The 23,366-nt window shown below is 67.3% G+C and carries 21 protein-coding genes and 1 tRNA gene; 8 read left to right on the top strand and 14 right to left on the bottom strand.

Annotated elements, in window-relative coordinates; translation table 11 throughout:
• The first annotated feature begins 63 nt into the window (after positions 1-63).
• On the top strand, positions 64-1,827 hold the full coding sequence (locus AZL_RS31645) for an ABC transporter substrate-binding protein (protein WP_148219790.1): 1,764 nt from the start codon (positions 64-66) through the stop codon (positions 1,825-1,827).
• A 168-nt stretch (positions 1,828-1,995) separates the two neighbouring features.
• A complete protein-coding gene (glpK, locus tag AZL_RS31640; RefSeq protein WP_012978436.1) occupies positions 1,996-3,489 on the top strand; it encodes a glycerol kinase GlpK in 1,494 nt (497 codons plus the stop codon).
• Between the two features lie 107 nt (positions 3,490-3,596).
• Here glpK and AZL_RS31635 read toward each other — a convergent pair whose 3' ends face one another.
• The 6 genes from AZL_RS31635 to AZL_RS36070 all read right to left on the bottom strand — a co-directional run bounded on the left by AZL_RS31635 (position 3,597) and on the right by AZL_RS36070 (position 11,380).
• The gene (locus AZL_RS31635; RefSeq protein WP_012978435.1) at positions 3,597-5,222 is read right to left on the bottom strand and encodes a long-chain-fatty-acid--CoA ligase; all 1,626 of its coding nucleotides are present in this window, start codon (positions 5,220-5,222) and stop codon (positions 3,597-3,599) included.
• The gene (locus AZL_RS31630; RefSeq protein WP_148219789.1) at positions 5,207-5,695 is read right to left on the bottom strand and encodes a MerR family transcriptional regulator; all 489 of its coding nucleotides are present in this window, start codon (positions 5,693-5,695) and stop codon (positions 5,207-5,209) included. Before AZL_RS31630 ends, AZL_RS31635 begins: the two co-directional genes overlap by 16 nt.
• A 120-nt stretch (positions 5,696-5,815) precedes the next feature.
• On the bottom strand, positions 5,816-7,504 hold the full coding sequence (locus AZL_RS31625; RefSeq protein ID WP_012978433.1) for a methyl-accepting chemotaxis protein: 1,689 nt from the start codon (positions 7,502-7,504) through the stop codon (positions 5,816-5,818).
• A gap of 373 nt (positions 7,505-7,877) precedes the next feature.
• Complete coding sequence (locus AZL_RS31620) at positions 7,878-9,260, bottom strand: sigma-54-dependent transcriptional regulator (RefSeq protein WP_012978432.1); 1,383 nt, start codon at positions 9,258-9,260, stop codon at positions 7,878-7,880.
• 7 nt (positions 9,261-9,267) lie between these two features.
• The gene (locus AZL_RS31615) at positions 9,268-11,076 is read right to left on the bottom strand and encodes a sensor histidine kinase (RefSeq protein ID WP_012978431.1); all 1,809 of its coding nucleotides are present in this window, start codon (positions 11,074-11,076) and stop codon (positions 9,268-9,270) included.
• 124 nt (positions 11,077-11,200) lie between these two features.
• Positions 11,201-11,380, bottom strand: coding sequence for a hypothetical protein (locus AZL_RS36070; protein WP_148219788.1), 180 nt, complete (start codon positions 11,378-11,380; stop codon positions 11,201-11,203).
• Here AZL_RS36070 and AZL_RS31610 point away from each other — a divergent pair.
• The gene (locus AZL_RS31610) at positions 11,379-12,008 is read left to right on the top strand and encodes a class I SAM-dependent methyltransferase (protein WP_012978430.1); all 630 of its coding nucleotides are present in this window, start codon (positions 11,379-11,381) and stop codon (positions 12,006-12,008) included. The two genes, AZL_RS36070 and AZL_RS31610, sit on opposite strands and share 2 nt — an antisense overlap.
• 26 nt (positions 12,009-12,034) lie before the next feature.
• Here the strand turns inward: AZL_RS31610 and AZL_RS31605 are convergent, their stop codons facing one another.
• Positions 12,035-13,210, bottom strand: a complete 1,176-nt coding sequence (locus AZL_RS31605; protein WP_012978429.1) for an acyltransferase family protein — start codon at positions 13,208-13,210, stop codon at positions 12,035-12,037.
• 185 nt (positions 13,211-13,395) lie between these two features.
• Here AZL_RS31605 and AZL_RS31600 point away from each other — a divergent pair, with 185 nt between their 5' ends.
• Positions 13,396-14,241: a uroporphyrinogen-III synthase gene (locus tag AZL_RS31600; protein WP_012978428.1), complete on the top strand. Its 846-nt coding sequence runs from the start codon at positions 13,396-13,398 to the stop codon at positions 14,239-14,241.
• Between the two features lie 45 nt (positions 14,242-14,286).
• Here the strand turns inward: AZL_RS31600 and AZL_RS31595 are convergent, their stop codons facing one another.
• The 4 genes from AZL_RS31595 to AZL_RS31580 all read right to left on the bottom strand — a co-directional run bounded on the left by AZL_RS31595 (position 14,287) and on the right by AZL_RS31580 (position 17,548).
• Positions 14,287-14,469: a hypothetical protein gene (locus AZL_RS31595; RefSeq protein WP_042446674.1), complete on the bottom strand. Its 183-nt coding sequence runs from the start codon at positions 14,467-14,469 to the stop codon at positions 14,287-14,289.
• Positions 14,470-14,649: 180 nt separating this feature from the next.
• Positions 14,650-15,207, bottom strand: a complete 558-nt coding sequence (locus AZL_RS31590; protein ID WP_012978427.1) for a hypothetical protein — start codon at positions 15,205-15,207, stop codon at positions 14,650-14,652.
• A gap of 197 nt (positions 15,208-15,404) precedes the next feature.
• Complete coding sequence (gene ccoG, locus AZL_RS31585; RefSeq protein WP_042446849.1) at positions 15,405-16,880, bottom strand: cytochrome c oxidase accessory protein CcoG; 1,476 nt, start codon at positions 16,878-16,880, stop codon at positions 15,405-15,407.
• Between the two features lie 242 nt (positions 16,881-17,122).
• Positions 17,123-17,548 (bottom strand): YqaA family protein, encoded by a 426-nt coding sequence (locus AZL_RS31580; RefSeq protein ID WP_012978425.1) that lies wholly within the window; start codon positions 17,546-17,548, stop codon positions 17,123-17,125.
• Between the two features lie 286 nt (positions 17,549-17,834).
• Between AZL_RS31580 and AZL_RS31575 the strand changes: the two genes are divergently transcribed.
• A complete protein-coding gene (locus AZL_RS31575; RefSeq protein WP_042446668.1) occupies positions 17,835-19,697 on the top strand; it encodes a PAS-domain containing protein in 1,863 nt (620 codons plus the stop codon).
• Between the two features lie 61 nt (positions 19,698-19,758).
• Here the strand turns inward: AZL_RS31575 and AZL_RS31570 are convergent, their stop codons facing one another.
• Positions 19,759-20,673 (bottom strand): LysR substrate-binding domain-containing protein, encoded by a 915-nt coding sequence (locus tag AZL_RS31570; RefSeq protein WP_012978423.1) that lies wholly within the window; start codon positions 20,671-20,673, stop codon positions 19,759-19,761.
• Between the two features lie 109 nt (positions 20,674-20,782).
• On the opposite strand from AZL_RS31570, the gene AZL_RS31565 reads away from it, so the two are divergent.
• The 3 genes from AZL_RS31565 to AZL_RS31555 are packed head-to-tail and all read left to right on the top strand — an operon-like array spanning position 20,783 to position 22,181.
• Positions 20,783-21,187, top strand: coding sequence for a tautomerase family protein (locus tag AZL_RS31565; RefSeq protein ID WP_012978422.1), 405 nt, complete (start codon positions 20,783-20,785; stop codon positions 21,185-21,187).
• On the top strand, positions 21,184-21,618 hold the full coding sequence (locus AZL_RS31560) for a cupin domain-containing protein (protein ID WP_012978421.1): 435 nt from the start codon (positions 21,184-21,186) through the stop codon (positions 21,616-21,618). The genes AZL_RS31565 and AZL_RS31560 overlap by 4 nt, the downstream gene beginning before the upstream one ends.
• Positions 21,615-22,181: a DUF4865 family protein gene (locus AZL_RS31555; RefSeq protein ID WP_012978420.1), complete on the top strand. Its 567-nt coding sequence runs from the start codon at positions 21,615-21,617 to the stop codon at positions 22,179-22,181. The genes AZL_RS31560 and AZL_RS31555 overlap by 4 nt, the downstream gene beginning before the upstream one ends.
• Before the next feature lie 105 nt (positions 22,182-22,286).
• On the opposite strand, the gene AZL_RS31550 is transcribed toward AZL_RS31555, so the two are convergent.
• Together AZL_RS31550 and AZL_RS31545 are read right to left on the bottom strand one after the other, a co-directional pair.
• Positions 22,287-22,372 (bottom strand) — tRNA-Tyr (locus AZL_RS31550).
• Positions 22,373-22,529: 157 nt separating this feature from the next.
• Positions 22,530-23,357, bottom strand: a complete 828-nt coding sequence (locus tag AZL_RS31545; protein WP_042446664.1) for a hypothetical protein — start codon at positions 23,355-23,357, stop codon at positions 22,530-22,532.
• Positions 23,358-23,366 lie beyond the last annotated feature (9 nt).

The following is a 23,366-nucleotide window of genomic DNA, read 5'->3' as shown; positions in this document are numbered from 1 at the left end:
TTCCGCCGGTCGTAGAGCAACGAAACGTCAACCCGACACCAAGTCGATCGAATGGGAGGAAACATGCTTCAGCAACAGACTCTGCGTCGCCGTCTGACCGGGGCCGTGATGGCCGGCGGCATCGGCGTTCTGCTGGCGATGGCCTCGGCCGGACCGTCGGCCGCCATGACGCCGGAGCAGGAAGGCGTCGCCAAGCGGATCATCGAGGAACTCCAGCCCTCCTCGCTCTCCAAAGACGAGCAGATGAAGGAGCTGGAATGGTTCGTGAAGGCGGCCGAGCCCTACAAGGGCATGGACATCAACGTCGTGTCCGAAACCCTGACCGTTCACGAGTTCGAATCGAAGACGCTGGCCAAGCTGTTCAGCGAGCTGACCGGGATCAAGCTCAAGCATGACCTGATCCAGGAAGGCGACGTCATCGAGAAGTTGCAGACGCAGATGCAGTCGGGCCGCAACGTCTATGATGCCTACATCAACGACAGCGACCTGATCGGTACCCATTTCCGCTATGGCCATGCCATTCCGCTGTCCGACTACATGGGGGGCGAGGGCAAGGACGTCACCTTGCCGACGCTCGACGTCAAGGACTTCATCGGCACCAGCTTCACCACCGCTCCGGACGGCAAGCTCTACCAGCTGCCCGACCAGCAGTTCGCCAACCTCTACTGGTTCCGCGCCGACTGGTTCGCCCGTCCCGACCTGAAGGAGAAGTTCAAGGCCAAGTACGGCTATGACCTGGGCGTCCCGCTCGACTGGTCGGCCTATGAGGACATCGCCGACTTCTTCACCAACGACGTGAAGGAGATCGACGGCGTCCGCGTCTACGGCCACATGGATTACGGCAAGAAGGACCCGTCGCTCGGCTGGCGCTTCACCGATGCCTGGCTGTCGATGGCCGGCGCCGGCGACAAGGGCCTGCCCAACGGCAAGCCGGTCGACGAATGGGGCATCCGCGTCGAGGGCTGCCGCCCGGCCGGCGCCTCGGTCGCCCGCGGCGGCGACACCAACGGCCCGGCCGCCGTCTATTCGCTGGTCAAATACATCGAGTGGCTGAAGAAGTACGCGCCGCCGGAAGCCGCCGGCATGACCTTCTCCGAAGCCGGCCCGGTGCCCGCCCAGGGCAACGTCGCCCAGCAGATCTTCTGGTACACCGCCTTCACCGCCGACATGACCAAGCCGGGCCTGCCGGTGGTCAACGCCGACGGCACGCCGAAGTGGCGCATGGCCCCCTCGCCGCATGGCCCCTATTGGGAACAGGGCATGAAGCTCGGCTACCAGGACGTCGGTTCCTGGACGCTGCTGAAGTCGACCCCGGCGGAGCGCCGCAAGGCCGCCTGGCTCTACGCCCAGTTCACCGTGTCGAAGACCGCGTCGCTGAAGAAGACGCTGGTCGGCCTGACCCCGATCCGCGAAAGCGACATCAGGTCCGACGCGATGACCCAGGTGGCGCCGAAGCTGGGTGGTCTGGTCGAGTTCTACCGCAGCCCGGCCCGCGTCGCCTGGACTCCGACCGGCACCAACGTGCCGGACTATCCGAAGCTGGCCCCGCTGTGGTGGCAGAACATCGCCGAGGCCGTGACGGGTGAGCGTACCCCGCAGCAGGCGATGGACAATCTGGCCGAGCAGATGGAGCAGGTGCTGGCCCGCATGGAGCGCGCCAACATCGGCGGCGACTGCGCGCCGAAGCTGAACCCGAAGAAGGACCCGAAGGAGTGGTTCGCCGCTCCCGGCGCGCCGAAGCCCAAGCTCGACAACGAGAAGCCCAAGGGCCAGACCATCGCCTATGACGACCTGCTCAAGGCTTGGCGGGAAGGCCGCGCCCAGTAACGACGGGTGCGGTTGACGGTTCTCCCTCCCGGCGCTTCGTCCTGGTTGGGCCGGGGGTGACCCTTGGGGCGGCGGCTTGCCGCCGCCCCATTCTTATTTTTCTCCTGGATCCCCTCTCCCCGGGGGGAGGGGGAGACGCGCGATCATCGGAAAAATGGGACACACAGCATGACCAAACCCGGCCACATCCTCGCCATCGACCAGGGCACCACGTCGTCGCGGGCGATCCTGTTCGACGGCCGGGGGACGCCGCTGGCCGAGGCGCGGCGTGAATTCCCGCAGCATTATCCCGGCGACGGCTGGGTCGAGCATGATCCGGCCGACATCCTGCGCGATGTCCGTACCGTGGCGCGCGAAGCGGTGGAGAAGGCCGGGGTCGATGCCGCCACCATCGCCGCCATCGGCATCACCAACCAGCGCGAGACCTCGGTGGTCTGGGATCGCGCCACCGGGGAGCCGATCCATCGCGCCATCGTCTGGCAGGACCGCCGCACCGCTGCGCTCTGCCATGATCTGGTGAGCGCCGGCCATGCCGAGCTGGTGCGGTCGAAGACCGGCCTGCTGATCGACGCCTATTTCTCCGCCACCAAGATCGCCTGGATCCTCGACCATGTGCCGGGCGCCCGCGCGCAGGCCGAGCGGGGGGAGCTGTGCTTCGGCACCATCGACAGTTTCCTCATTTATCACCTGACCGGCCGGCAGGTGCATGCGACCGACGCGACCAACGCCTCGCGCACCATGCTGTTCGACATCCATGCCCAGGATTGGGATGACGAGCTGCTGGCGCTGTTCCGGGTGCCGCGCGCCATGCTGCCGCGGGTGCTGGACAGCTCCGACGATTTCGGGACCACCGAGCCGGAACTGCTCGGCCGCCCGGTTCCCATCGCCGGGGTCGCCGGCGACCAGCAGGCGGCGGCCTTCGGCCAGGCCTGCCTGACGCCGGGCATGGCGAAATCGACCTACGGCACCGGCTGCTTCGCGCTGATCAACACCGGGGAGACGCCGGTGGTGTCGAAGAACCGGCTGCTGACCACCGTCGCCTACCGGCTGAACGGCAAGCCGGCCTATGCCCAGGAAGGCTCGATCTTCGTCGCCGGCGCCGCGATCAAATGGCTGCGCGACGGCATCGGCATCATCACCCATGCCAGCCAGACCGACGACATGGCGACCCGCGTCCCCGACAGCCATGGCGTCTATTTCGTTCCGGCCTTCGTCGGGCTGGGCGCGCCGCATTGGGATTCGGAGGCCCGCGCCGCGATCTTCGGCATGACGCTGGATGTCGGCCCCGCCCACATCGCCCGCGCCGCATTGGAGGCGGTCGCCTACCAGACCCGCGACCTGATGGAGGCGATGGCCGGCGACTGGGGCGGAACCATCAACGCGCTGCGCGTCGATGGCGGCATGTCGGCCAATGACTGGCTCTGCCAGTTCCTGGCCGACATCCTCGACATGCCGGTCGAGCGCCCGAAGGTGATCGAGACCACCGCGCTGGGGGCCGCCTGCCTCGCGGCGCTGAAGGTCGGTGTGTTCGACGGGCTGGAGGCGGTGTCGGATGCCTGGCGCAGCGAACGCCGGTTCGAGCCGCGCATGGAGCGGGACAAGCGCGACCGCCTCTATGGCGGCTGGCGCGACGCCGTGGCGCGGGTGCGGTCCGAGCGCTGACCATCCGGATTTGACCGAACGCTCCTCCCTCGGGTGCGTCCGCCTCGCATGTCCCGCGAGGACACTGGGCCGGACGGTTCAACACCGTCCGGCCCGCTTCTTTTGACTCACGCCCCGGCCGGACTGGTGACCATGTGGCGGATTTCGCTCTTCAACAGCTTGCCGGTGGCGGTATGGGGCAGGCTTTCGACGAAGCGGACATCGTCGGGGATGCACCATTTCGCCACCTTGCCTTCAAACACCGCCAGCAGCTCCTCGCGGGTCACGCTGGAATCCGGCTTGCGGACGACGACCAGCACCGGGCGTTCGCCCCACTTGTCGTCGGGCACGGCGACGGCGGCGGCCTCCTGGATGCCGGGATGGCCGACGGCGATGTTCTCCAGATCGATGGAGCTGATCCATTCGCCGCCCGACTTGATGACGTCCTTGGTGCGGTCGACGACCTGGACATAGCCGTCGGCGTCCATCGTCACCACGTCCCCCGTCTCGAACCAGCCGGGAAGCATCTGGTGCGACGGGCTGTCCACCACGCCGAAATAGCCCGAGCAGACGGTGGCGCCGCGCACCAGCAGCCGGCCGAAGCTGACGCCGTCGCGCGGCACGTCGGCGCCGGAACCGTCGACCACGCGGAATTCGACGCCGCAGATCGGCCGGCCCTGCTTGGCCGCCAGCGCCACCGACGCCTCGGCGTCCAGGCCGCGATGCTTGGCCTTGGGGCGGTTGGCGAGCGCCAGCGGGCTGGTCTCGGTCATGCCCCAGGCATGCAGGATCTCCACCCCCATCTCGCTGAAACGCTGGATCATCACCGGCGGACAGGCCGAGCCGCCGATGGCGATGCGGCGCATGGTGGTGAGTTTCCTCCTGTTGGCGTCGAGCCAATTCAGCAGCGCCAGCCAGACGGTCGGCACACCGGCGCTGTTGGTGACCTTCTCGGCCTCGAACAGCTCGTACAGGCTGGCGCCGTCCAGCTTGCCGCCGGGGAGGACCAGCTTGGCGCCGACCATCGGTGCCGCATAGGGAATGCCCCAGGCATTGACGTGGAACATCGGCACCACCGGCAGCACCACGTCCGAGGCCGACAGGCCGAACACGTCGGGCATGCAGGCGGCCATGGCGTGCAGATAGGAGGAGCGGTGGCTGTAGAGCACGCCCTTCGGGTTGCCGGTGGTGCCGGAGGTGTAGCACATGCCGCAGGCGGTGTTCTCGTCGAGCTCCGGCCAGTCGAAACCGTCGGGCTGTTCGGCCAGCAGATCCTCGTAGCACAGCAGGTTGGGCAGGCTGGAGGTTGGCATGTTCGCCCGGTCGGTCATCACGACGATGCCCTTCAGCCCGGTCAGCTCCCGGGCGATGCCCTCCAGCAACGGTACGAAGGTCAGGTCGGTGAACAGCAGCCGGTCTTCGGCATGCTTGACGATGTAGGCGATCTGTTCGGGGAACAGGCGCGGGTTGATGGTGTGGCAGACCATGCCCGACCCGCCGATGCCGTAATAGCATTCCAGATGGCGGTGGCCGTTCCAGGCCAGCGTGCCGATGCGGTCGCCCGGCCTCATTCCCAGTGCCGCCAGCGCGTTGGCCAGCTTCTGCGCCCGGACCCAGGCGTCGGCGTAGCTGTAGCGGTGGATCGGCCCCTCGGTCGTGCGCGACACGATCTCGGTGTCGGCGTGATAGAGCGCCGCGTGACGCAGGATCGCCGTCACCAGCAGGGGGCCATTCATCATCATTCCGCGCAGCATCGTTTCACTCCCGGTTCGTTTCTCTTCCGCTTTGGCATTTTCTGTTCGGCCGTTCCCGGTTCCGGGGCATCGTCCACCGCGCAGGCGGCGAGCCGGCGTCCGGCGTCGGCCTCCATCGCCTTCAATTCGTCGATGATCTCGGTGATTTCCGACCGCATCCGCTCAAGTTCGTCGAGGCGGCTGCGGATCTTGCGCAGCCCGTCACGGTATTGGTCGGCGCTGGGCTGGCCGGAGCGGTAATGGGCGAGATAGTCCGCGATCTGTTCCAGCGAGAAGCCGACCCGCCGGAATTTCAAGATCAGCATCAGCCTTGCGCGGTCGCGGTAGGTGAACAGCCGCTGCCCACCGGCCCGTCCCCCGGCCCGCTGCGGCGCCAGCAGCCCCTTCTCCTCGTAAAAGCGCAAGGTCTGCGGCGTGAGATCGAACTCCGCCGCCAGTTCCGTCACGCCATACACCCGAGTCCGTTCGGTCATAGTCATTTGTGTTATGGACAATCCCCCGCGCCAGCGATTTCGCCACGGGCGCGGGGGGGAAGTCAACGTCAATGAGCTAAAGCGAACTTTATATCGGGTCCGCCGGGCTTCGCCGGGATGTCATCCCGCCCGGACCTGGCTCAGGAAGCGGTCGACCTCGTGACTCAGCGCGTCGGTGTGGCTGGACAACTGGCGGACGGAGGTCAGGACCTCGTAGGCGACCTTGCCGCTCTGGCTGGCGGCCTGGTTGACGCCGCCGATGCTGTCGGAGACGGTCTGGGTGCCCTGGGCGGCCTGCTGGATGTTGCGGCTGATTTCGCGGGTCGCCGCGCCCTGTTCCTCGACGGCCGACGCGATGGAGGTGGCGACCTCGTTGATGTGGCCGATGACCCGGACCACCTCCTGCAACTCGCTCACCGTCTCGCCGGTCATCGACTGGATGTCGGCGACCTGGACGGCGATGTCGTCGGTGGCCTTCGCCGTCTGGGTGGCGAGCGCCTTGACCTCCGACGCGACGACGGCGAAGCCCTTTCCGGCATCCCCGGCGCGCGCCGCCTCGATGGTGGCGTTCAGCGCCAGCAGGTTGGTCTGGCTGGCGATGGAGTTGATCAGCTCGACCACCGCGCCGATGCGCTGCACCGCCTGGGACAGCCCGCCGACCTTGATGTTGGCGCGTTCGGCGATGCCGGCCGCCTCGCGGGCGATCTCCGAGGACTGGCCGACCTGCCGGCTGATCTCGCCGATGGAACTGGACAGCTCCTCCGTCGCGGCGGCGACGGTCTGGACATTGGCGGAGGTCTGTTCGGTCGTCACCGCGACATCGCTGGCCAGCCTGCCGGTCTGGTCCGCCGCCTGGGTCACGGCGTTGGCGCGGCTCTCCATGCCGGCGGTTTCCTCGACCACCGCATGGATGACGCCGCCCACCGCCCGCTCGAACCGGTCGGCCAGATCGGCCATGGCGCGCTGCTTGTCCGCCTCGGCGCGGCGGGCCAGATCGGCCTGTTCGGCCTCCAGCCGCCGCTTGGCCAGGGCGTTCTCCTTGAACACCTGGGTGGCGCGGCTCATGTCGCCCAGCTCGTCGCCCCGGCTGGTTTCGGGGAAGTCGACCGTCAGATCGCCGTCCGCCATCGTCCGCATCCGGTCGGCCAGCGAGCGGATGGTGGCGCTGACATTGTGGCCGACCAGCGCCAGCAGGATGATCGCCGGCCCGGCCAGCGCGGCGATGATGCCCAGCAGGGTCCACAGCTGCGACAGGAACTCGTTCCACAGATCGTCGATGAAGACGCCGGTGCCGATGAAGATCCGCCAGGGCTCGAACCCCTTGACATAGGCGAGCTTGACCGCGGTCTCGGTGCCGCCGACGGTGCGCGGCCAGTCATAGGCGTAGGTGCCCTCGCCCTTGGTCCGGGCGATGGCGATCAGCGCCGGGATGACCGGCACCCCCGCCGCGTCCTTGATGCCGGACACGTCCTTGCCCATCAGCGCCTTGTTGGCATGGGCGAAGCCGATGCTGTCATAGGTGTGGGAGAACAGATACTCCTCCCCGCTGTAGCGGATGGCCATGAAGGCGTCCTTGAAGCGGGCCTGCGCCTCGTCACGCGACAGGCGGCCCGCCGTGACCTCGCCTTCGAATCGGGCCGCCAGGCTGTGCCCTGCCTCGACCATGAAGCGCAGGGACTCCACGCGGTCCTGGTACATCCGGTTATAGCTGAGATAAAGGCCGGCGCCGGCGATCGCCATGCAGGCGAGACTGGCCGTCGCCACCAGGATCAGAAGCTTGGCGCGGATGGAAAGAGAAGATTTGGCCATTTGACCACCACCTTTCGGCGTATCGCAGTCGCCTTGTCGTGCAGGGTGTCATGCAGGTAAACGTTGCTCGGATATTGAACGAAATCCTTGCTGGAGGGCCGCGCTAAGGTGTCGCATCGGGGTATTGCCTCCCCGCTTCAGTCCGGGAACTCGAATATTTGAGATAATTTTCCGCTGGTGGCGTGATTGTGTTCGGGCTGGTGTCCGGCGTTGTCAGGGTTGTCCCGTCTGCTGCGCCGGCACCGATCCATGGCGGGGACTTCACATGACAAGGCGCGGCGGCCGGTGCTTCCCGCCGACGGATTTCGCGGCCCGCGCCGACGGGCGGGCGCGAAGCGGACGGGGGAGATGACCGGCCCGACGGCAGCGGGGCTCAGCTCCGCGGCAGGAAGCGCATGCGGTCCAGCCCGTGGCGGGCCATCTTCTCGTTCAGGGTGCGGCGCGGGATGTCCAGCAGCTCCATCACCGCCTTGATGTCGCCCTTGCAGCGTTCCAGCGCCTGTTCGATCGCCCGCTTCTCGAAGGCGTCGACCTGATCGGCGAGCGCGCGGGGGGCCGCCACCGCGTCGCCGCCGACGGGACGGCGGCGCAGCAGGCCGGCGATGCCGCCGCGCCCGACCGACAGGACGTGGCGTTCGGCCAGATTGCGCAGCTCCCGCACATTGCCGGGCCAGTCATGGGCCAGCAGGGCGTCGAGGTCGGCCGGCTCCAGCGGGCGCGGATCGCGGTCGTGGCGGGTGGCGAAGTCGGCGGCGAAATAGTCGAACAGCAGCGGAATGTCCTCCGCCCGCGCCCGCAGCGGCGGGATGTGCAGCTCCGCCACGTTCAGGCGGTAATAGAGGTCGGCGCGGAAGCGTCCCGTCTCGCTGAGGTCGAGCAGATCGGTCTTGGTCGCCGCCACCAGCCGCAGGTCGACCGGAACCTGCTTGTTGGAGCCCAGCCGTTCGATGGTCCGTTCCTGCAGGGCCCGCAGCAGCTTGATCTGGATGGCCATCGGCATGCTCTCGATCTCGTCGAGCAGCAGGGTGCCGCCGCTGGCATGTTCCAGCTTGCCGGCGCGGCGCTGGGTGGCGCCGGTGAAGGCCCCCGGCTCGTGGCCGAACAGCTCGCTTTCCGCCATGCTGTCGGGAATGGCGCCGCAATTGACGGCGACGAAGGCGCCCTTGTCGCCCCTGGGGCCGAAATCATGCAGGCAGCGGGCGACCAGCTCCTTGCCGGTGCCGGTCTCGCCATGGATCAGCACGCTGGCGCTGGTGGCGGCAAGCCCGATCAGCTCGCGCCGCAGCTCTGCGATGGCGGGGGAGGTGCCGATCAGCCGCGTCTCGATCCCGCCGCCGGCCGCGCGCCGGCGCAGGCCCCGGTTCTCCAGCACCAGACGCCGCTTCTCGGCGGCGCGGCGCAGCACGGCGACCAGATGGTCGGGTTCGAAGGGCTTCTCGATGAAGTCGTAGGCGCCGCGCCGCATCGCCTCCACCGCCAGCGCCACGTCGCCATGGCCGGTCACCAGGATCACCGGCAGGTCGGCGTCACGGGCCAGCGCCCGCTCCAGCACCGCCATGCCGTCCATCCGCGGCATCCGCAGGTCGCTGACCAGCAGGCCGGGGAAATCGGGCGACAGCCGATCCAGCGCCGGCTGCGGCGTCTCGAAGCCTTCCGCCGCGAAGCCGGCCAGTTGCAGCCATTGCGTCACCGACACGCGCATCGCCAGCTCGTCGTCGATGAACAGCACGGGTGTGGCAAGTGGATCGGTCTTCATCTGCCCCTCATTGCGCTTGCGGCAGCTGGATGACGAAGCAGGCGCCGCCGCCGGGATTGTTCTCCGCCCGCAGGGTGCCGCCGAAATCCCGCACGATGCCATAGGACAGCGACAGCCCCAGGCCAAGCCCCTGCCCGACCTCCTTGGTGGTGAAGAAGGGGTCGAACAGCTGGAACTGGTGCGCCTCGGCGATGCCGGTGCCGCTGTCGCCGATGCGGATCTCCCAGCCCTCGGCGTTGCGGGCGGCGGTCAGGGTCAGACGCCGCTCGTCGCAGCCGGCCATGGCGTCGGCGGCGTTGCGCAGCAGATTGACGAAGACCTGTTCCAGCCGCACCGAATCGCCGCGCACGCGGGCGTCGGCCGGGATGTCCCGCTCCACCCGCACCTCCTCCTCGCGCAGGCGGGGGGCGAGCAGGACCAGCGCGCGGTCCATGGCGCGGTCGACCGCCACCGCCTCGACCCGCGCCGGCCCCTTGCGGGCGAACTCCTTCAGATGGCCGGACAACTGCGCCATCCGCTCCGCCAGATCGCCGATCATGGCGAGATTGTCGCGGACCATCGCCGTCTCCCCCCGCTCGGCCAGCAGCCGGGTCGAGGCGACGAAGGTGCGGATGGCGGCCAGCGGCTGGTTGATCTCATGCGCCAGCGCCGCCGACATCTGGCCGAGCGCCGCCAGCTTGCCGGCCTGCACCAGCTCCTCCTGCGCCTCGCGCAGGACGCGGTTAGCGGTCAGCAGTTCGGCCGTGCGCTCCTCCACCCGGCGTTCCAGCATCACCCGCGCCTCCCGCTGGAGGCCCCGCTGGAGCTGAAGGGTCTGGCGCCGCTGCCAGCCCAGCGCCGCCGCCGCCGCCAGCAGCAGGACGCCCATGGCGGCCAGCGCCGCCGCCCCGTTGGCCTGGGCCTCCACCGGTTCCAAATCTGACAGGAAGCGGATGGTCCAGCCGAATTCCGGCAACTCCAGCTCCTGCATCAGATAGGCGCGGCGGACCGGGCCGGTGCCGGCGGCGGACAGGGGAAGGCTGACCAGCCGCGCGCCGTTCCCCATCTGCGGGCCGTCATGCAGGCCGAGCGGGATCAGCTCGCTGCGGTCATACTGGCGGGTCTGCGCCAGCCGTGCCTTCACCGCATCGGCCAGCGGGCGCAGCGCCCGGTATTTCCAGTCGGCATGGCTCGACAGGAAGACGATGCCGTTCTCATCGGTCACCAGCACCCGCTCGCCGCCGGCTGCCCAATCGCGCTGCACCGGTTCCAGATCGATCTTGACCACGGCGACGCCGATCAGCGCGGGTCCCTGACGCACCGCATGCGACAGGAAGAAGCCGGGCAGGCCGGTGGTGACGCCGATGCCGAAATAGCGGCCACTGCCGCTTTCCACCGCCTGACGGAAATAGGGCCGGAAATCATAGCGCTGGCCGACGAAGCTCTGCACCGGATCGGCCCAGTTGCTGGACGCCAGCGCCAGCCCCGACCGGTCCACCACATAGAGCGCCGCCGACCCCGCCGCCGCGTTCGCCGTCTCAAGCCGCCGGTTCGCGGTGTCGCGGCGCGATTCCGACGGAGAGGCCAGCAGATCGAGGATCTCATGGTCGCGCGCCACCAGGAAGGGCAGATAGTCGTAGCGGCCGACGGCGTTGCGGATGCTGCTGGCGTAAAGCCCCAGCCGCTGGTCGCCGTTCAGGATCAGGGCCGCTCGCGCCTCGGCCTCGGCCCAGCGATAGGCGCCCCAGCAGGCCAGCGCCGTCATCGCGGCCAAAGCCGCGACGATGATCGCCAGCCTGCGGCGGCGTGGTGGACGGGATGGAACGGGTTCGGCCATGGCCTGTCTATGGAACCGTGACGGCGATACTGTCCAGCGCCTTTTCCGGCGGGATGGCGGAGTGATGAATGGATGAATTTCTTTTGAATGAACGTTCAATTAAAAATAATGGGAAGGCGGGTGTTCAAATCAATACAGCCGCTACGCCAAATGAATTTTGGTCCTTGCCGCGACATTGACCGGCTTTTGTTGTTTGCGTCACTTTCATGACGCGTGAAAGCCGGGTATGGTGCGCCGCCGCCGGCTTTGGCATGACCTTGCGGAATCTGCCGGAAACGGACCAAAAAAGGGAGGACAGGATCATGGATGTCGACTCCATTCGCGCCGCTTATCGCCGCTATGCCGGATTCTACGACCGGGTGTTCGGAGTGCTCCTCGCCTCCGGACGGCACGCGGCGGTGGAGTGGCTGAACCGCCGCGGTGGCCTGCGCATCCTGGAGGTCGGCGTCGGTACCGGCCTGTCGCTGTCGGACTATCGCAAGGACAATCGCGTCGTCGGCATCGACCTGTCCACCGATATGCTGAAGGTCGCGCACGCGCGGGTCGAGCGCGAGAGGCTCGACCATGTCGAGGGGTTGCTGGAGATGGATGCCGGCAAGCTGGCCTTCGCCGACGACAGCTTCGACGTGGTGGTCGCGATGTATGTGATGACGGTGGTTCCCGACCCCCAGGGCACGATGGCGGAGTTGGAGCGCGTTTGCAAACCCGGCGGCGACATCGTCATCGTCAATCATTTCGCCGCACCACGGCCGGGCATCCGCCGCGCGGTGGAGGGATGGCTGTCGCCCTTGTCGAAGAAGCTCGGCTGGCGTCCCGACTTCACCTTGGAGACGATGATGACCGGGTCCCGTCTGGCGGTGGAGACCATCCGCACCCTGCCGCCCTTCGGTCTGTTCAGCCTGCTGCACTGCCGGCGTGGCCAGAAGGCGTGAATAAGGTGGCCTGAAGGGGATTTGCGTCAGGCCGGAACGCGCCTGGCTTGACGCGGGTCGCGGCTCCGTTTGCCGAACCGGATCGCCGGCCGCTCGACCGTCAGATGGACGAGGCTGGCGAGGGCGACGACCAGGACGCCCGCCACCGTGAGAGCCAGGAGATAGAGGGACTCGTCCGCTCCGATCAGGGCGCGCAGCGGACCGTTGGCGGTGATCAGCGTCCACAGCACGATGCCGTGCAGCAGATAGACTCCGTAGCTGATCTCTCCCAGCCAGAGGACGGGCTGTCTGGTCAGGGTGCCGCGGAAATCCTGCCCCGCCGCGACGATCGCGAAGAACAGGCCGAGCCCGAGCACGGGCCCCGGCGCATAGGCGCCGGGGAAGCCGGCCACGGTCGCCAGCAGGGCGGCGAGAGCCAGGACGAGGCCGCGGTCCGAGCGCGCGAAGCGGACGAACCGGGGCTGGCGGATCGCGTAGGCGGCGGCGATGCCACCCAGGAAGCATTGCAGCACGTTGAGGCTGAAATTGCGGAAATAGAGCAGCAGCGCCAGCGTGAGGACGAGCGACACGAGCGCCGGCCGCAGCCGCCGGACGGGCGAGACCAGAAGGGCCAGCGCCGGCAGTGCGGCATAGAAAAGCAGCTCATAGGGCAGGGACCAGGTGGCGTAGGCGACGATCTGCCCGGCATTCTCCAGGCCGTTGATCGGCGGCGCCTTGAAGGTGGCCCAGCCGATCAGCCGGCGCAGCAGGTCGAGCGGCCCCGTCCTGAATTCGAATCCCGTCGCCGCCAATGCCAGGATCATGGTCAGGAGGACGGCGACCGCATAGACCGGATAGAGGCGGTGGAAGCGGGACGACAGAAAGCCGGTCCAGTCCATTCCCGGCCCCGCTTTCAGCAGCTTGTCCCAGAACAGGAAGGCCGTGACCATGAAGAACAGCGCGACGCCGCTCTGTCCCAGATGGGTGTGGAGCCGGGACGGCGGCAGCGCCCAAACGCCCGTGTGCAGATACTGCCAGGTGATGACGCCATGATGGATGAACACGGCGAAGGCCAGCAATCCGCGCAATCCGTCGATGCCGGCATAGCGGGCGTCGGAGCCGGGTTGCGGGCGCAGCCGCGGTGCGATGAGGCGCAGGATGGCCCAGGATACGCAGACCGCCACCGTGAAGAGGAAAACAGTCGGGAGCGGGGACAGGAGCATCGGGTCGTTCCGGGGTCGTTAAGCGCCGCCATGAAAGGGCCGCGCGATGGGGAAGCCCGTGCGCCGCGCTTGTCAAGTCCGTTCGCCGGCATGTGGGTACGGCTGCCGCCCATCCCCGCGTGACCGCGCCCGTCCCCTGCTGCTAGTCTTACCCGCACCACATACGCGATCACGGGAGCGCAACCATGGCCGGGCAAAGCGGCGATCTGGCGGGAAAGCGGATTCTGGTGCCGGAAAGCCGGGATCTCGACCTGTTCGCCGGCATGATGGAACAGCATGGGGCCGAGACGATCCGCTGTCCGATGGTGAAGATCCTCGACCTCGATGATCCGGCTCCGGCGCGGGCCTGGCTGGAGCGGCTGCTGGCCGAGGGCTTCGACGACATCGTGCTGCTGACCGGAGAAGGGCTGCGACGCCTGATGGCCGCCGCCCGCGCCATGGGGCGGGAGGCCGAGGTGATCGCCGCCATCGGCCGCGCGCGGGTGTTCGTCCGTGGCCCGAAGCCGGTGAAGGCCCTGCGCGAGATTGGTTGCGCCCCTTACAAATCCGCCCCGGCCCCGACCAGCGACGGCGTCATCGCCATGTTGGCGGAGGAGGAACTGGTCGGCCGCCGCGTCGGCGTCCAGCTTTATCCCGACAACCCGAACGACGGCCTGCTGGAGGCGGTGCGGGCGCGCGGCGGCGATCCGGTGGCGGTCACGCCCTACCGCTACGCCAATGATTCGGAGACCGGCGCCGTCCAGACGGCGATCCGCGACATGGCGGACGGACGCATCGACTTCGTCGCCTTCACCGCCTCGCCCCAGGTGCGGCGCCTGCGGGAGGTGGCGGAAGCCCACGGTCTCGGTGATGCCTTCCGCCAGGGCTTGGCCAGAACGCGCATCGCCGCGGTCGGTCCGGTGGTCGCGGAAGCGGTGGAGGCGGCCGGCGGCACCGTTGCCGTTTCGCCGAACTCGACCTTCCACATGAAGCCGCTGGTGAACGCCATCCGCCGGCTGCTGACGGACGGGGAGGGAACCAAGCCGGCCTGAGCGCGGCCTTGCGCTCCGGCGTCCCGCTGTCAGCAGACGGTGTTCTCAGCCGCCGATGTCGATGCGGTAGAGTTCCAGATCCAGCAGTTCCATCGTGATCCGGCGCCGGCCGCGCACACGCCCGGTCGACCTCCGCGCCGCCAGCTTGCGGACCAGCGGCTTGCTGAGCCATGCCGCGCGGGCACGGTCGATCAGGGCGGTGCAGCGATGGGACAATCTGGCGGTCATGGCTGGTCGGTCTCTCTCGCGCGAAGGGGCGGGGTCGGCGTCAGCGGTGGTCCTGTGTGCAATTGCAATAAGAATGTCGCGGCACTGTGACAGTTTCTATCGCCCGAACGTCTAATCCCTATGTCGTTGGGCAGGGTTTGCCGTCATCCGGCCGCCGTCTTCGACCAAAGGATGACGCAATCACAACAGAACGCCCACCAAGCGCCGCAGCGCGTCCCGCGCCTCGCCGTCGAGCACGGGTACCCCGTTGCGGGCGTCCAGCAGATAAGCGTCGGGATCGGACAAGGTACGCAGGGCGAATCCGACAACGACGGGCGGTTCGGAATCGAGAGGGCGCTGGTCATAGACCGGGGTGACGCTGCAGCCGGCGAGCAGCGCGCGGATCATCAGCGTCTCGTCCGAGGTCGCGCCGGCCGCCGGCGTGTTGATGCCGAACAGCAGCCGCTCCGCCTCCGTCTCGGTCACCAGCCCGCGATCTTGAAGAATGTCGACCATGGCGGAACTGGTCATTACCGGTGCCGCGCGACCCTTCCAGCAGAAGCGGCCATCGTCCCAGCCGACATCGAGGCAGCGGAAGACCATATGCGGCTCCGCGGCACCGGGAGCGCTGGCGACGATGTAGTTGACCCGCAGAAGCCCGTTCCAGGCCCCGGCCGGTGCGACGACGCAGGACAGTCCGCACCGTGTCAGGCGCAGGTAGGTGTCGTTGATGCCCGATGGCTCGAAATCGAAAAGCATGGGTCCCTCACCTCGCTCCCGTTCGCCGGGTTCAGGGTTTCCCGTGCCCGGCCATCGTTCAGGGAGTCAGGTGAGCGGCCGTCCGGCCTGTGCAAACTGTCCATGCGGGTGCCCTCCCTTTGCGCGCCAACGCGAAAGGCGGTAGGCCGATCTGTCGGCCACCGCCTTTCGTGCTCCTGCCGGGGAGGAATGGACGATCAGTTCGCCGGACCCATGAAGACGCTGTCGCGGCTGTTCTTCTCGGCGGTGCCGGTGTCGGACAGTTGGAAGGTCAGCGGCAGGGAAGCGGCGGTCACCGTCGCGCGCGGCGCCGTCACATAGACGCGGTAGGTGGCGACGCTGTCGGGCTCGGCCGAGAGGGTGGCGGTGTGGGCGGCGGTCTCCTCCTCCGCCTCGCCGATCACCTTGATGTCGGCGGCGGGCAGGCCGGCGACGCTGAGGGTGTAGGAACGGGTCTGGCGGGTCTTGTTGGCGACCTTGAAGGTGTAGGCGTTGCGGATCGAGCCGTCCGACAGGGTGACGAACAGCGGCGCGCGGTCGCGCAGCACGGTGATGCTCAGGCTGGGGCGCAGCGCGAAGCTCCAGGCCATGGCGCCGCCGATGACCAGCATCAGCAGGGCATAGACGATCACGCGCGGACGGGCCAAGCGCCATTGATAGGTCTTGCCGGAGGCCCGCGTATCCTGGGCGGCCAGCGAATCGAAGGCGATCAGGCGGGTCGGCAGGCCCTGCTGGATCATGATGCCGTCACAGGCGTCGACGCACAGCCCGCAATTGATGCAGTCGGCCTGCTCGCCGGTGCGGACGTCGATGCCGATCGGGCAGACCTGGACGCACTGGCCGCAATCGATGCAGTCGCCGAAGCCCTGGGCGCGCCGCTCGTCCCAGCTCTGCGACTTGCGCTTCGGACCGCGGTTGTCGCCGCGGTCGGCCTGATAGGTGACGACCAGCGAATGCTCGTCCAGCATGGCGCTCTGGATACGCGGCCACGGGCACATGTACATGCACATCTGCTCGCGGGTCCAGCCGGCCATCACATAGGTCATGCCGGCGAAGATGGCGAAGAAGGACACCGCCTCGTAGCTGGCCTGGAAGGTCAGAAGATCGCGCAGCAGAGCCGGCGCGTCGCTGAAATAGGCGAGGAAGCCGAAGCCGGTGACGAGGCTCAGCGCCAGCCAGCCCGCGTGCTTGCCGGCCTTGCGCAGGAATTTCCGCATCGTCCAGGGCTGCATGTCCATGCGGACGCGCTCCGCCCGGTCGCCTTCGAAGGCGCGTTCGATCCAGACGAACAGGTCGGTCCATACCGTGTGCGGGCAGGCGAAGCCGCACCAGACGCGGCCCGCCAACGCCGTCGCCAGGAACAGGCCCAGCGCCGCGACGATCAGGATGCCGGTGAAATAGTAGATCTCCTGCGGCCAGATCTCGATCCAGAACAGAAAGAAGCGCGGCGCGGTTAGATCGAACAGCACCGCCTGCGCCGGGGCGTCGGGACCACGTTCCCACCGGATCCAGGGGGCGATGAAGAACAGCGCCAGCAGAACGGAGAAGGTGATCGTCTTCAGGCGGCGATAGACACCCTTGACCGCCTTGGGATGAATCTTCTTGTGATTTTCGTACAGCGGAACCTTGGCGGGTTGGGCGGGGCCCTGCTGCACGATGCTTCCGTCTGGCATGTCGATGCGCCTGATTACCGGTTCCACGTTGGCGCGGAGCATAGTCGACCACCAGCACGGCGCGTTTGACCTCGGTCAAACAGCGTCGATATTCTGAGAAAGCCTTGTTGGCCCCAAGGCTTTTCACCGGTTCGAGGGGTCCGCATTCCAGGGTCCGTTAATACTGTGGCCGCAGCCAGATCCACAAGCTGATTATTGTTCAATAATAAAGGTATTACTTACAATATTCGTACCGTACTGTCTTATATCATGATAATCAGCGCAGCGTACCGTCCCGGCTTGCCGATGGTGACGAGCAGCAGGAACAGGCGCAGGTCGACGCGCAGGATGCCCGCCACCAGCGTCAGCGGATCGCCGATCACCGGTACCCAGGCCAGCAGCAGCGACCAGATGCCGAAGCGGCGGTACCAGCCGGTCGCCCGCTCCACCAGCCTTGGCGAGGCGGGAAACCATCGGCGGTCCCGGAAACGCATCAGGTAGCGGCCGAGCGCCCAATTGATGGTGGAGCCGGCGACATTGCCGGTCGTCGCCACCAGAATCAGCAAGGCGTCATGATAGTTGCCGGAGGCATGCAGCCCGGCGAGCAGGAGTTCGGACTGGGCGGGAAAAATCGTCGCAGCGACCAGGGCCACCAGGAACAGGCCGCCATAGGCCGCGACATCCGCCATTGCGCAAATCCTTTCCTCGATAACGGTTTGAGACATCGCACCGCTGGACAGGCGCAGGATTAGGCTTCACTCTCGCCCAAAACAAGGGATCGGCGGTCGCAAAACGGTGGGAGAGGCTGCGCAATGCCGCTTGCCCCTCAACTGCCGAGAGACAAGAATGCGGCGAGGGGCCATATGACGCGTTCGGATGCCGGAATTTTGTCGTCCGGTTGTGCGTCGAGGGCTCCGCGCAGGCGCTTCGATCACATGATCGGCCGCGGGCTCAGTGGAGGGAGTAGGCACGGGCATGGGGGAGACCGGGTTCGCCCGCTTTGACGCCGACGAACGTCTGGTATGGGCCAATGCCGCCTTCGCGAACCGGTTCGCGGTGCGGGACGATTCGACACTGGAGGGGTTGTTCGGTGGGCTTCTCGGCGCGTCCGCTCTGGCCGACCTGCGTCGTGGAACCCCGATGATGCCGACGCTTCCCGACGGCGGCGCCGTCACCTTGGCGCTGGGCGCCGGCGGGCCGGGCGAATGGCTGCTGACGGCGATCGATGCCGGCGCGGCGGAGCGCGGCCCCTGGGAGAAGACCAGTTCGGTGCTCGACTGCCTGAGCCAGGGGGTGATGGCCTTCGACCAGGATCTGCGGCTGGTCGCCTGGAACAGGCGCGTGCTGGAACTGCTTTACATCGACCCCCGGTTCCCGCGTTATGCCCAGCCCTACGAGGTGGTTGTCCGTCACATCGCCGAGCAGGGCGGCTATGGCCGCGGCGACGTGGATGATCTGGTGGCGCAGCGGCTGGACTATATCCGCAAGGCCTCCTGGCCCTTCTACAACGAGCGGGTCCGGCCCGACGGGCTGGTGATCGAGACGGTGACCCTGCCGCTGCCCGATGGCGGGTTCGTCACCACCTACACCGACATCACCCGGCGCAAGCTGGCGGAGCGGGAGCTGGCCTCCAGCCGGGAACTGCTCGAACTGGCGATCCGGGCCGCGCGGGAGGGCATCTCGCAATGGGATCTGCGCACCGGCGAGGTGTGGTTCTCCCCGCAATGGTGGGGCCTGCTGGGGTATTCCGAAGCGGAGATGGACAACTGCCGCCGCCGCTGGGAGGAGTTGATCGACCCGCGGGATCTCGCCGCAGCCCTGGAACAGGTGGAGGATCTGGCGACCGGCCGGCGCTCCGAAAGCCGGCTGTTGCAGCGTTTCCGCCACCGGTCGGGTGAGACCGTCTTTCTGGAGACCCGCGCGCTCGCCGTGGCCGGCACCGACGACCAGACCCTCCGCATCGTCGGATCCCATACCGATGTCAGCGAAAGCGTGCGCGCGGCCGAGGCGGTGCGCGCCGCCAAGGAGGAGGCCGAGCGCGCCCTGCAGGAGCTGAAGGAGACGCAGGTCCAGCTGATCCAGGCCGAGAAGATGGCGGCGCTGGGATCGCTGGTGGCCGGCGTGACCCATGAGATCAACACGCCGGTCGGCATCGCCCTGACCGGCGCCTCACTGTTGGCGGAAAAGACCCGCGCCCTGCGTCAGCTGTTCGAGGCCGGCGCCCTGCGGCGTGGTGATTTCGCCGATTTCATCGACATCGCCGACGAGGCGACCCAGCTGATGCTGCTGAACGTCGAGCGCGCCACCCGCCTGATCCAGAGCTTCAAGCAGATCGCGGTCGACCAGGCCAGCGAGGAACGCCGGATTTTCGACCTGAACCAGTATATCCAGGAGATCCTGCGCAGCCTGGGCATGCGGATCCGGCGCAGCGGGCATACGGTCGCGGTCGATTGCCCGGATGACCTGATGCTCGACAGCTACCCCGGGGCCTTCGGCCAGATCCTGACCAATTTCGTCATCAACTCCCTTCTGCATGGTTATGAGCCCGGCGGTCGCGGCCGGCTGACGATCACCGTCGCGGTGGATGGGAACGAGGTCGAACTGGTCTACAGGGACGACGGGCGCGGCATTCCGGCGGATTTGCACGGCAAGGTCTTCGAGCCCTTCTTCACCACCAGCCGCGACCGGGGCGGCAGCGGGCTGGGGCTGAACATCGTCTACACCCTGGTCACCCGCAAGCTGCGCGGCCGCCTGCGGCTGGACAGCGCGTCCGGGGCAGGAACCACCTTCACGCTGCGCTTTCCGCGCGTGACGCCGGGAGATCCGCTGCCGCTCTGAGCCGGACTCCCGATGGCCTCCCGATGGCCTCCCGATGGTTCGGGCGCTTCGTTCTCCGGCATCAGTCGACGGTTTCCGGCCGTGGCATCCAGTCCATCGGCAAGGTTTCGCGCAATGACTGCCGGATGATCGCCGCGAGGTGATCGGCGACCGGATTCGGCCTCTTGCCGGACCGGAGAAGTCTCAGGCCGAGCGACGGGAGTTGCGGCAGGCCGCGGGTCACGGGATCGAGCACGCGCACCGCCGGCGGCCGACCCACCGGGGTGCGCAGGGCGATGCCGAGACCGGCCGCCGTCGCCGCCCAGAGCCCACCCAGGCTTGGGCTGACGAAGGCGATGCGCCAAGCGATCCCCTGCCGGTCGAGATGGTCGCAAGCGATGGTTCGCAGCAGGCATGGAGCCTCCAATGCCGCCAGCGGCAAGGGCTCCGTGCCATCGGCCCGCCAGATCGGCTCCTCCGCCACCGTGCCCAACCAGCACAATGGCAAGGAGGCGATCCGTTCGGCGGCCGCGGCGGTGCCGTCGTCCCAGGCCAGAGCCAGATCGAGACGGCCGGAGGCGATCTTTTCCGTCAGCTCGCTGTTTCGGGCGATCCGCCCTTCGATCCGGACCTTGGAATGGGCGCGGGCGAAGCGGCCGAGCACCTGTGGCAGCATGGTTTCGCCGAAATCCTCCTGGATGCCGAGACGGATCCACCCCTCCAACTCCACCCCGCGAACGGCGCTCATCGCCTCGTCATTGAGGGTCAGCAGGCGCCTGGCGTAGGACAGCAGCACCTCACCGCCATCGGTCAGCGCCAAACCGCGTCCCGATTTGCGCACCAGTGCTGTTCCGGTCTGGTCCTCCAGCTTCTTGAGCTGGGCGCTGACCGCCGATGTCGAGCGTCCAAGCCGGTCGGCGGCCTGGGCGAAGGATCCGGCATCGATGCCAGCGACGAAACTGCGGAGCGCATCCATATCGAGGTTGGTCAGGCGCATCGCTTTAGTCCTGAAAAACAGGATTATTTCTGCCAAATAATCTGATTATCAGGATGATCTTGTGGTTCCATACTGTGCCTGTCAATCGCTTTCACAGGAGCGGCAGGCCATGCCCTTCACCCGGATTTCCTTGCTCGCGGGAAAATCCCCCGCCTATCTCGCCGCTGTTGCCGATGGTCTCGACCATGCGCTGGTGGAGTGTTTCGACGTGCCGGAAAAGGATCGCTTCGTCGCGATCCACCAGCATCGGCCGGAGGAATTGATCTTTGATCGGACCTATCGCGGCGGCCCGCGTTCGGATGATTACATCTTCTTCCACATCACCACCGGAAAGGCGCGATCAGCGGAAACCAAGGCCCGCTTCTATCGCCGTCTGGTCGAGGCTCTCGCGGCGTCGCCGGGCGTTCGGCCCGAGGATGTCATGGTCGCCATCGCCAACTCGAGCTTCGAGGACTGGTCCTTCGCTTCCGGCCTGTCGGCCGCGGGCGTGGCGGCGGAGGATGGTTCGCGATGACCGGTTCCTTCGCGATGCAACCGGCCTGTCCGCCGGTCATGGCCATCCGGCGTGCCGGCGAGGGCATCGCCGCCGCCCCCGATGGAATTTCCAGCGGGTCCTTTCTCGTCCAGATGCTGCTGACCAGCCGGACGGACGGCGAGATGACGGCGATGCGCGCCTTCGTCCCGCCGGGGGTGGTGACCCGTTGGCATAGTCATCCCGGTGGGCAGCTTCTGTTCGTGCTCGATGGGGTCGGCGTCGTTCAACGTGATGGAGATGATCCGGTCGCGCTGCGTGCCGGGGATTCCGTCTGGTTCGCCCCTGGCGAACGCCACTGGCATGGCGCGGCGCCGTCCAGCCCGTTCAGCTATGTCAGCGTCCAGCCGGTCAGGCTCGGGACTGCCGTTCATTGGATGGAAGAGGTCGAACAGGGAGGTCCGCCGCGATGATCGCCATGCAATACAGTTTCGTCCTGCCGGCCGACTACGATATGGCGGTCATCGACCGCCGCATCCGCGAGAGGGGGCCGCTGCTCGACGGTTTTCCGCAGCTGCGTTTCAAAGCTTATCTTGCCGCAAGAAAGCGGGACACCGGCTTCGCCAGCGCGGAAAACCTCTATGCGCCATTCTATCTGTGGGATGAGCCGGAAGGGATCGGCAACTTCCTGTCCGGTCCTGGCTTCGCGGCGGTGTCGCGCGATTTCGGTTGGCCGTCGGTGCGGACATGGCTGATCCGGCATGCGGAACTCACGGCGGATCTGCAAGCCGCCACATATGCGACCCGCGAGATCGGCCCAATTGCGACTTATTCGGATTTGGCCGCGCAACGGGATGACGCCATCGCGGAGACCGGATCGCTGATCGAGGCCGGCGCGCTGGCCGCCATCGCCGCGTTCGATCCGACGGGATGGCAGTCGGCGAGATTCGCTCTTTGGCCGCGGTTGCCGGCGATGATGACGGAGACGACGCAAGTCTACACCGTCGGGCATGTCTCGTTGCCGAAGGCACGATGACGTGGACTTTTGGTGGCGCGGGATCGTCTTTTTGAAATGGCTATCATCGACTCGCGATGACTTCAGGCGACACTGGGTTCCATGAAGCCGCTGTTTCCGCGAGACTGGTGGAAGGGGCTGGATTCGAACCAGCGTACGCGTACGCGGGCAGATTTACAGTCTGCTGCCTTTAACCACTCGGCCACCCTTCCATCGGGGCGCAGAGGATTAGCCTTTCGATCAGGGGGGCGTCAAGCCCCTTTCGTACCGAAAATGCCAGCGTCAGCGCAAAAATAAAAAACCTCCGCCCCGGTCGGGGGCGGAGGTTTTTTAAACCCGCCTTTTCAAAGGCGTCTTTTCAAAGTCCGCTCAGTTCGGACGGCGCGACGCGCGATGCGCCGGGATCGGGATCGGGCGGATCGCCTGCTCCTCGCGACGGCTGGCCGACATGTCGATCTCGACGCGGGCCAAGGCCTTGCGCAGCTCATGCACGGTGTCGGACAGGGCCTGGATCGTGCCTTCGCTCGGCTGCTGACGCCAGCCGCGATAGGCGGAAATGCAAGCCTTGGCGGTATCGCGCAGGCGGCCTTCCACCGCATCCACCGGCGGCGTCGGCTGACCGGCCGGCCGCGACGCCTCGGCCGCGGCCGGAGCCGCCGCGGGCACCGGCATCGGCGCCGGGGCGGGCGCCGGTGCAGGTTCGGGACGGTTCAGGCGCAGCGTTTCCGTCGGGGCCGGCGCGGGAGCCGGAGCCGGAGTCTCGACGGGAGCCGGCGGTTCGGCGGCCTGTTCCGTGCGGGGAGCGCGGGTCAGCGTGGTGCGGGCGGCGCGGCCGGCCGGGCGGCGGGGTTCCGCCGGGGCATCGGCTTCCGGCGTGGCCGCGGCAGGGGTGTCTGCCGGAGCGTCCGAACTGGCTGGGGTTGCTGGAGCTTCGCCGGCAACCGCCGAAGCGCTGCCGTCCGTGGCCTGGGCCTCGTCCTGTGCCGCGTCAGCCGGAGCGGCATCGCCCTGACCGCTTGCGGCCTCCGCCTTCTTGATGATGTAGGAGATTGCGCTCGGCGTGCATTCGAATTCACGCGCGATGGCGGAAAGAGTTGCGCCGCTGCGGTACCGATCAAGAATTTGGGGCCACGCCGACTGCGGAATGCGCCCACGCTTCTTGGGAGACTCCGGCTCGCTCCCGGTTTCTGCGTTCATTATATCGCT

Origin of the sequence: Azospirillum sp. B510 (genome assembly GCF_000010725.1) — a bacterium.
Lineage (GTDB): Bacteria > Pseudomonadota > Alphaproteobacteria > Azospirillales > Azospirillaceae > Azospirillum > Azospirillum lipoferum_B.
Note: the sequence above shows the minus strand (reverse complement) of the source record. Positions and strands in the feature narration are given on the sequence as shown.

Excerpts from the sequence above, each read along its gene's own strand:
- AZL_RS31645 (WP_148219790.1), top strand. The coding sequence starts at position 64 with ATGCTTCAGCAACAGACTCTGCGTCGCCGTCTGACCGGGGCCGTGATG.
- glpK (WP_012978436.1), top strand. The coding sequence starts at position 1,996 with ATGACCAAACCCGGCCACATCCTCGCCATCGACCAGGGCACCACGTCG.
- AZL_RS31635 (WP_012978435.1), bottom strand. The coding sequence starts at position 5,222 with ATGCTGCGCGGAATGATGATGAATGGCCCCCTGCTGGTGACGGCGATC.
- AZL_RS31630 (WP_148219789.1), bottom strand. The coding sequence starts at position 5,695 with ATGACCGAACGGACTCGGGTGTATGGCGTGACGGAACTGGCGGCGGAG.
- AZL_RS31625 (WP_012978433.1), bottom strand. The coding sequence starts at position 7,504 with ATGGCCAAATCTTCTCTTTCCATCCGCGCCAAGCTTCTGATCCTGGTG.
- AZL_RS31620 (WP_012978432.1), bottom strand. The coding sequence starts at position 9,260 with ATGAAGACCGATCCACTTGCCACACCCGTGCTGTTCATCGACGACGAG.
- AZL_RS31615 (WP_012978431.1), bottom strand. The coding sequence starts at position 11,076 with ATGGCCGAACCCGTTCCATCCCGTCCACCACGCCGCCGCAGGCTGGCG.
- AZL_RS31610 (WP_012978430.1), top strand. The coding sequence starts at position 11,379 with ATGGATGTCGACTCCATTCGCGCCGCTTATCGCCGCTATGCCGGATTC.
- AZL_RS36070 (WP_148219788.1), bottom strand. The coding sequence starts at position 11,380 with ATGATCCTGTCCTCCCTTTTTTGGTCCGTTTCCGGCAGATTCCGCAAG.
- AZL_RS31605 (WP_012978429.1), bottom strand. The coding sequence starts at position 13,210 with ATGCTCCTGTCCCCGCTCCCGACTGTTTTCCTCTTCACGGTGGCGGTC.
- AZL_RS31600 (WP_012978428.1), top strand. The coding sequence starts at position 13,396 with ATGGCCGGGCAAAGCGGCGATCTGGCGGGAAAGCGGATTCTGGTGCCG.
- AZL_RS31595 (WP_042446674.1), bottom strand. The coding sequence starts at position 14,469 with ATGACCGCCAGATTGTCCCATCGCTGCACCGCCCTGATCGACCGTGCC.
- AZL_RS31590 (WP_012978427.1), bottom strand. The coding sequence starts at position 15,207 with ATGCTTTTCGATTTCGAGCCATCGGGCATCAACGACACCTACCTGCGC.
- ccoG (WP_042446849.1), bottom strand. The coding sequence starts at position 16,880 with ATGCCAGACGGAAGCATCGTGCAGCAGGGCCCCGCCCAACCCGCCAAG.
- AZL_RS31580 (WP_012978425.1), bottom strand. The coding sequence starts at position 17,548 with ATGGCGGATGTCGCGGCCTATGGCGGCCTGTTCCTGGTGGCCCTGGTC.
- AZL_RS31575 (WP_042446668.1), top strand. The coding sequence starts at position 17,835 with ATGGGGGAGACCGGGTTCGCCCGCTTTGACGCCGACGAACGTCTGGTA.
- AZL_RS31570 (WP_012978423.1), bottom strand. The coding sequence starts at position 20,673 with ATGCGCCTGACCAACCTCGATATGGATGCGCTCCGCAGTTTCGTCGCT.
- AZL_RS31565 (WP_012978422.1), top strand. The coding sequence starts at position 20,783 with ATGCCCTTCACCCGGATTTCCTTGCTCGCGGGAAAATCCCCCGCCTAT.
- AZL_RS31560 (WP_012978421.1), top strand. The coding sequence starts at position 21,184 with ATGACCGGTTCCTTCGCGATGCAACCGGCCTGTCCGCCGGTCATGGCC.
- AZL_RS31555 (WP_012978420.1), top strand. The coding sequence starts at position 21,615 with ATGATCGCCATGCAATACAGTTTCGTCCTGCCGGCCGACTACGATATG.
- AZL_RS31545 (WP_042446664.1), bottom strand. The coding sequence starts at position 23,357 with ATGAACGCAGAAACCGGGAGCGAGCCGGAGTCTCCCAAGAAGCGTGGG.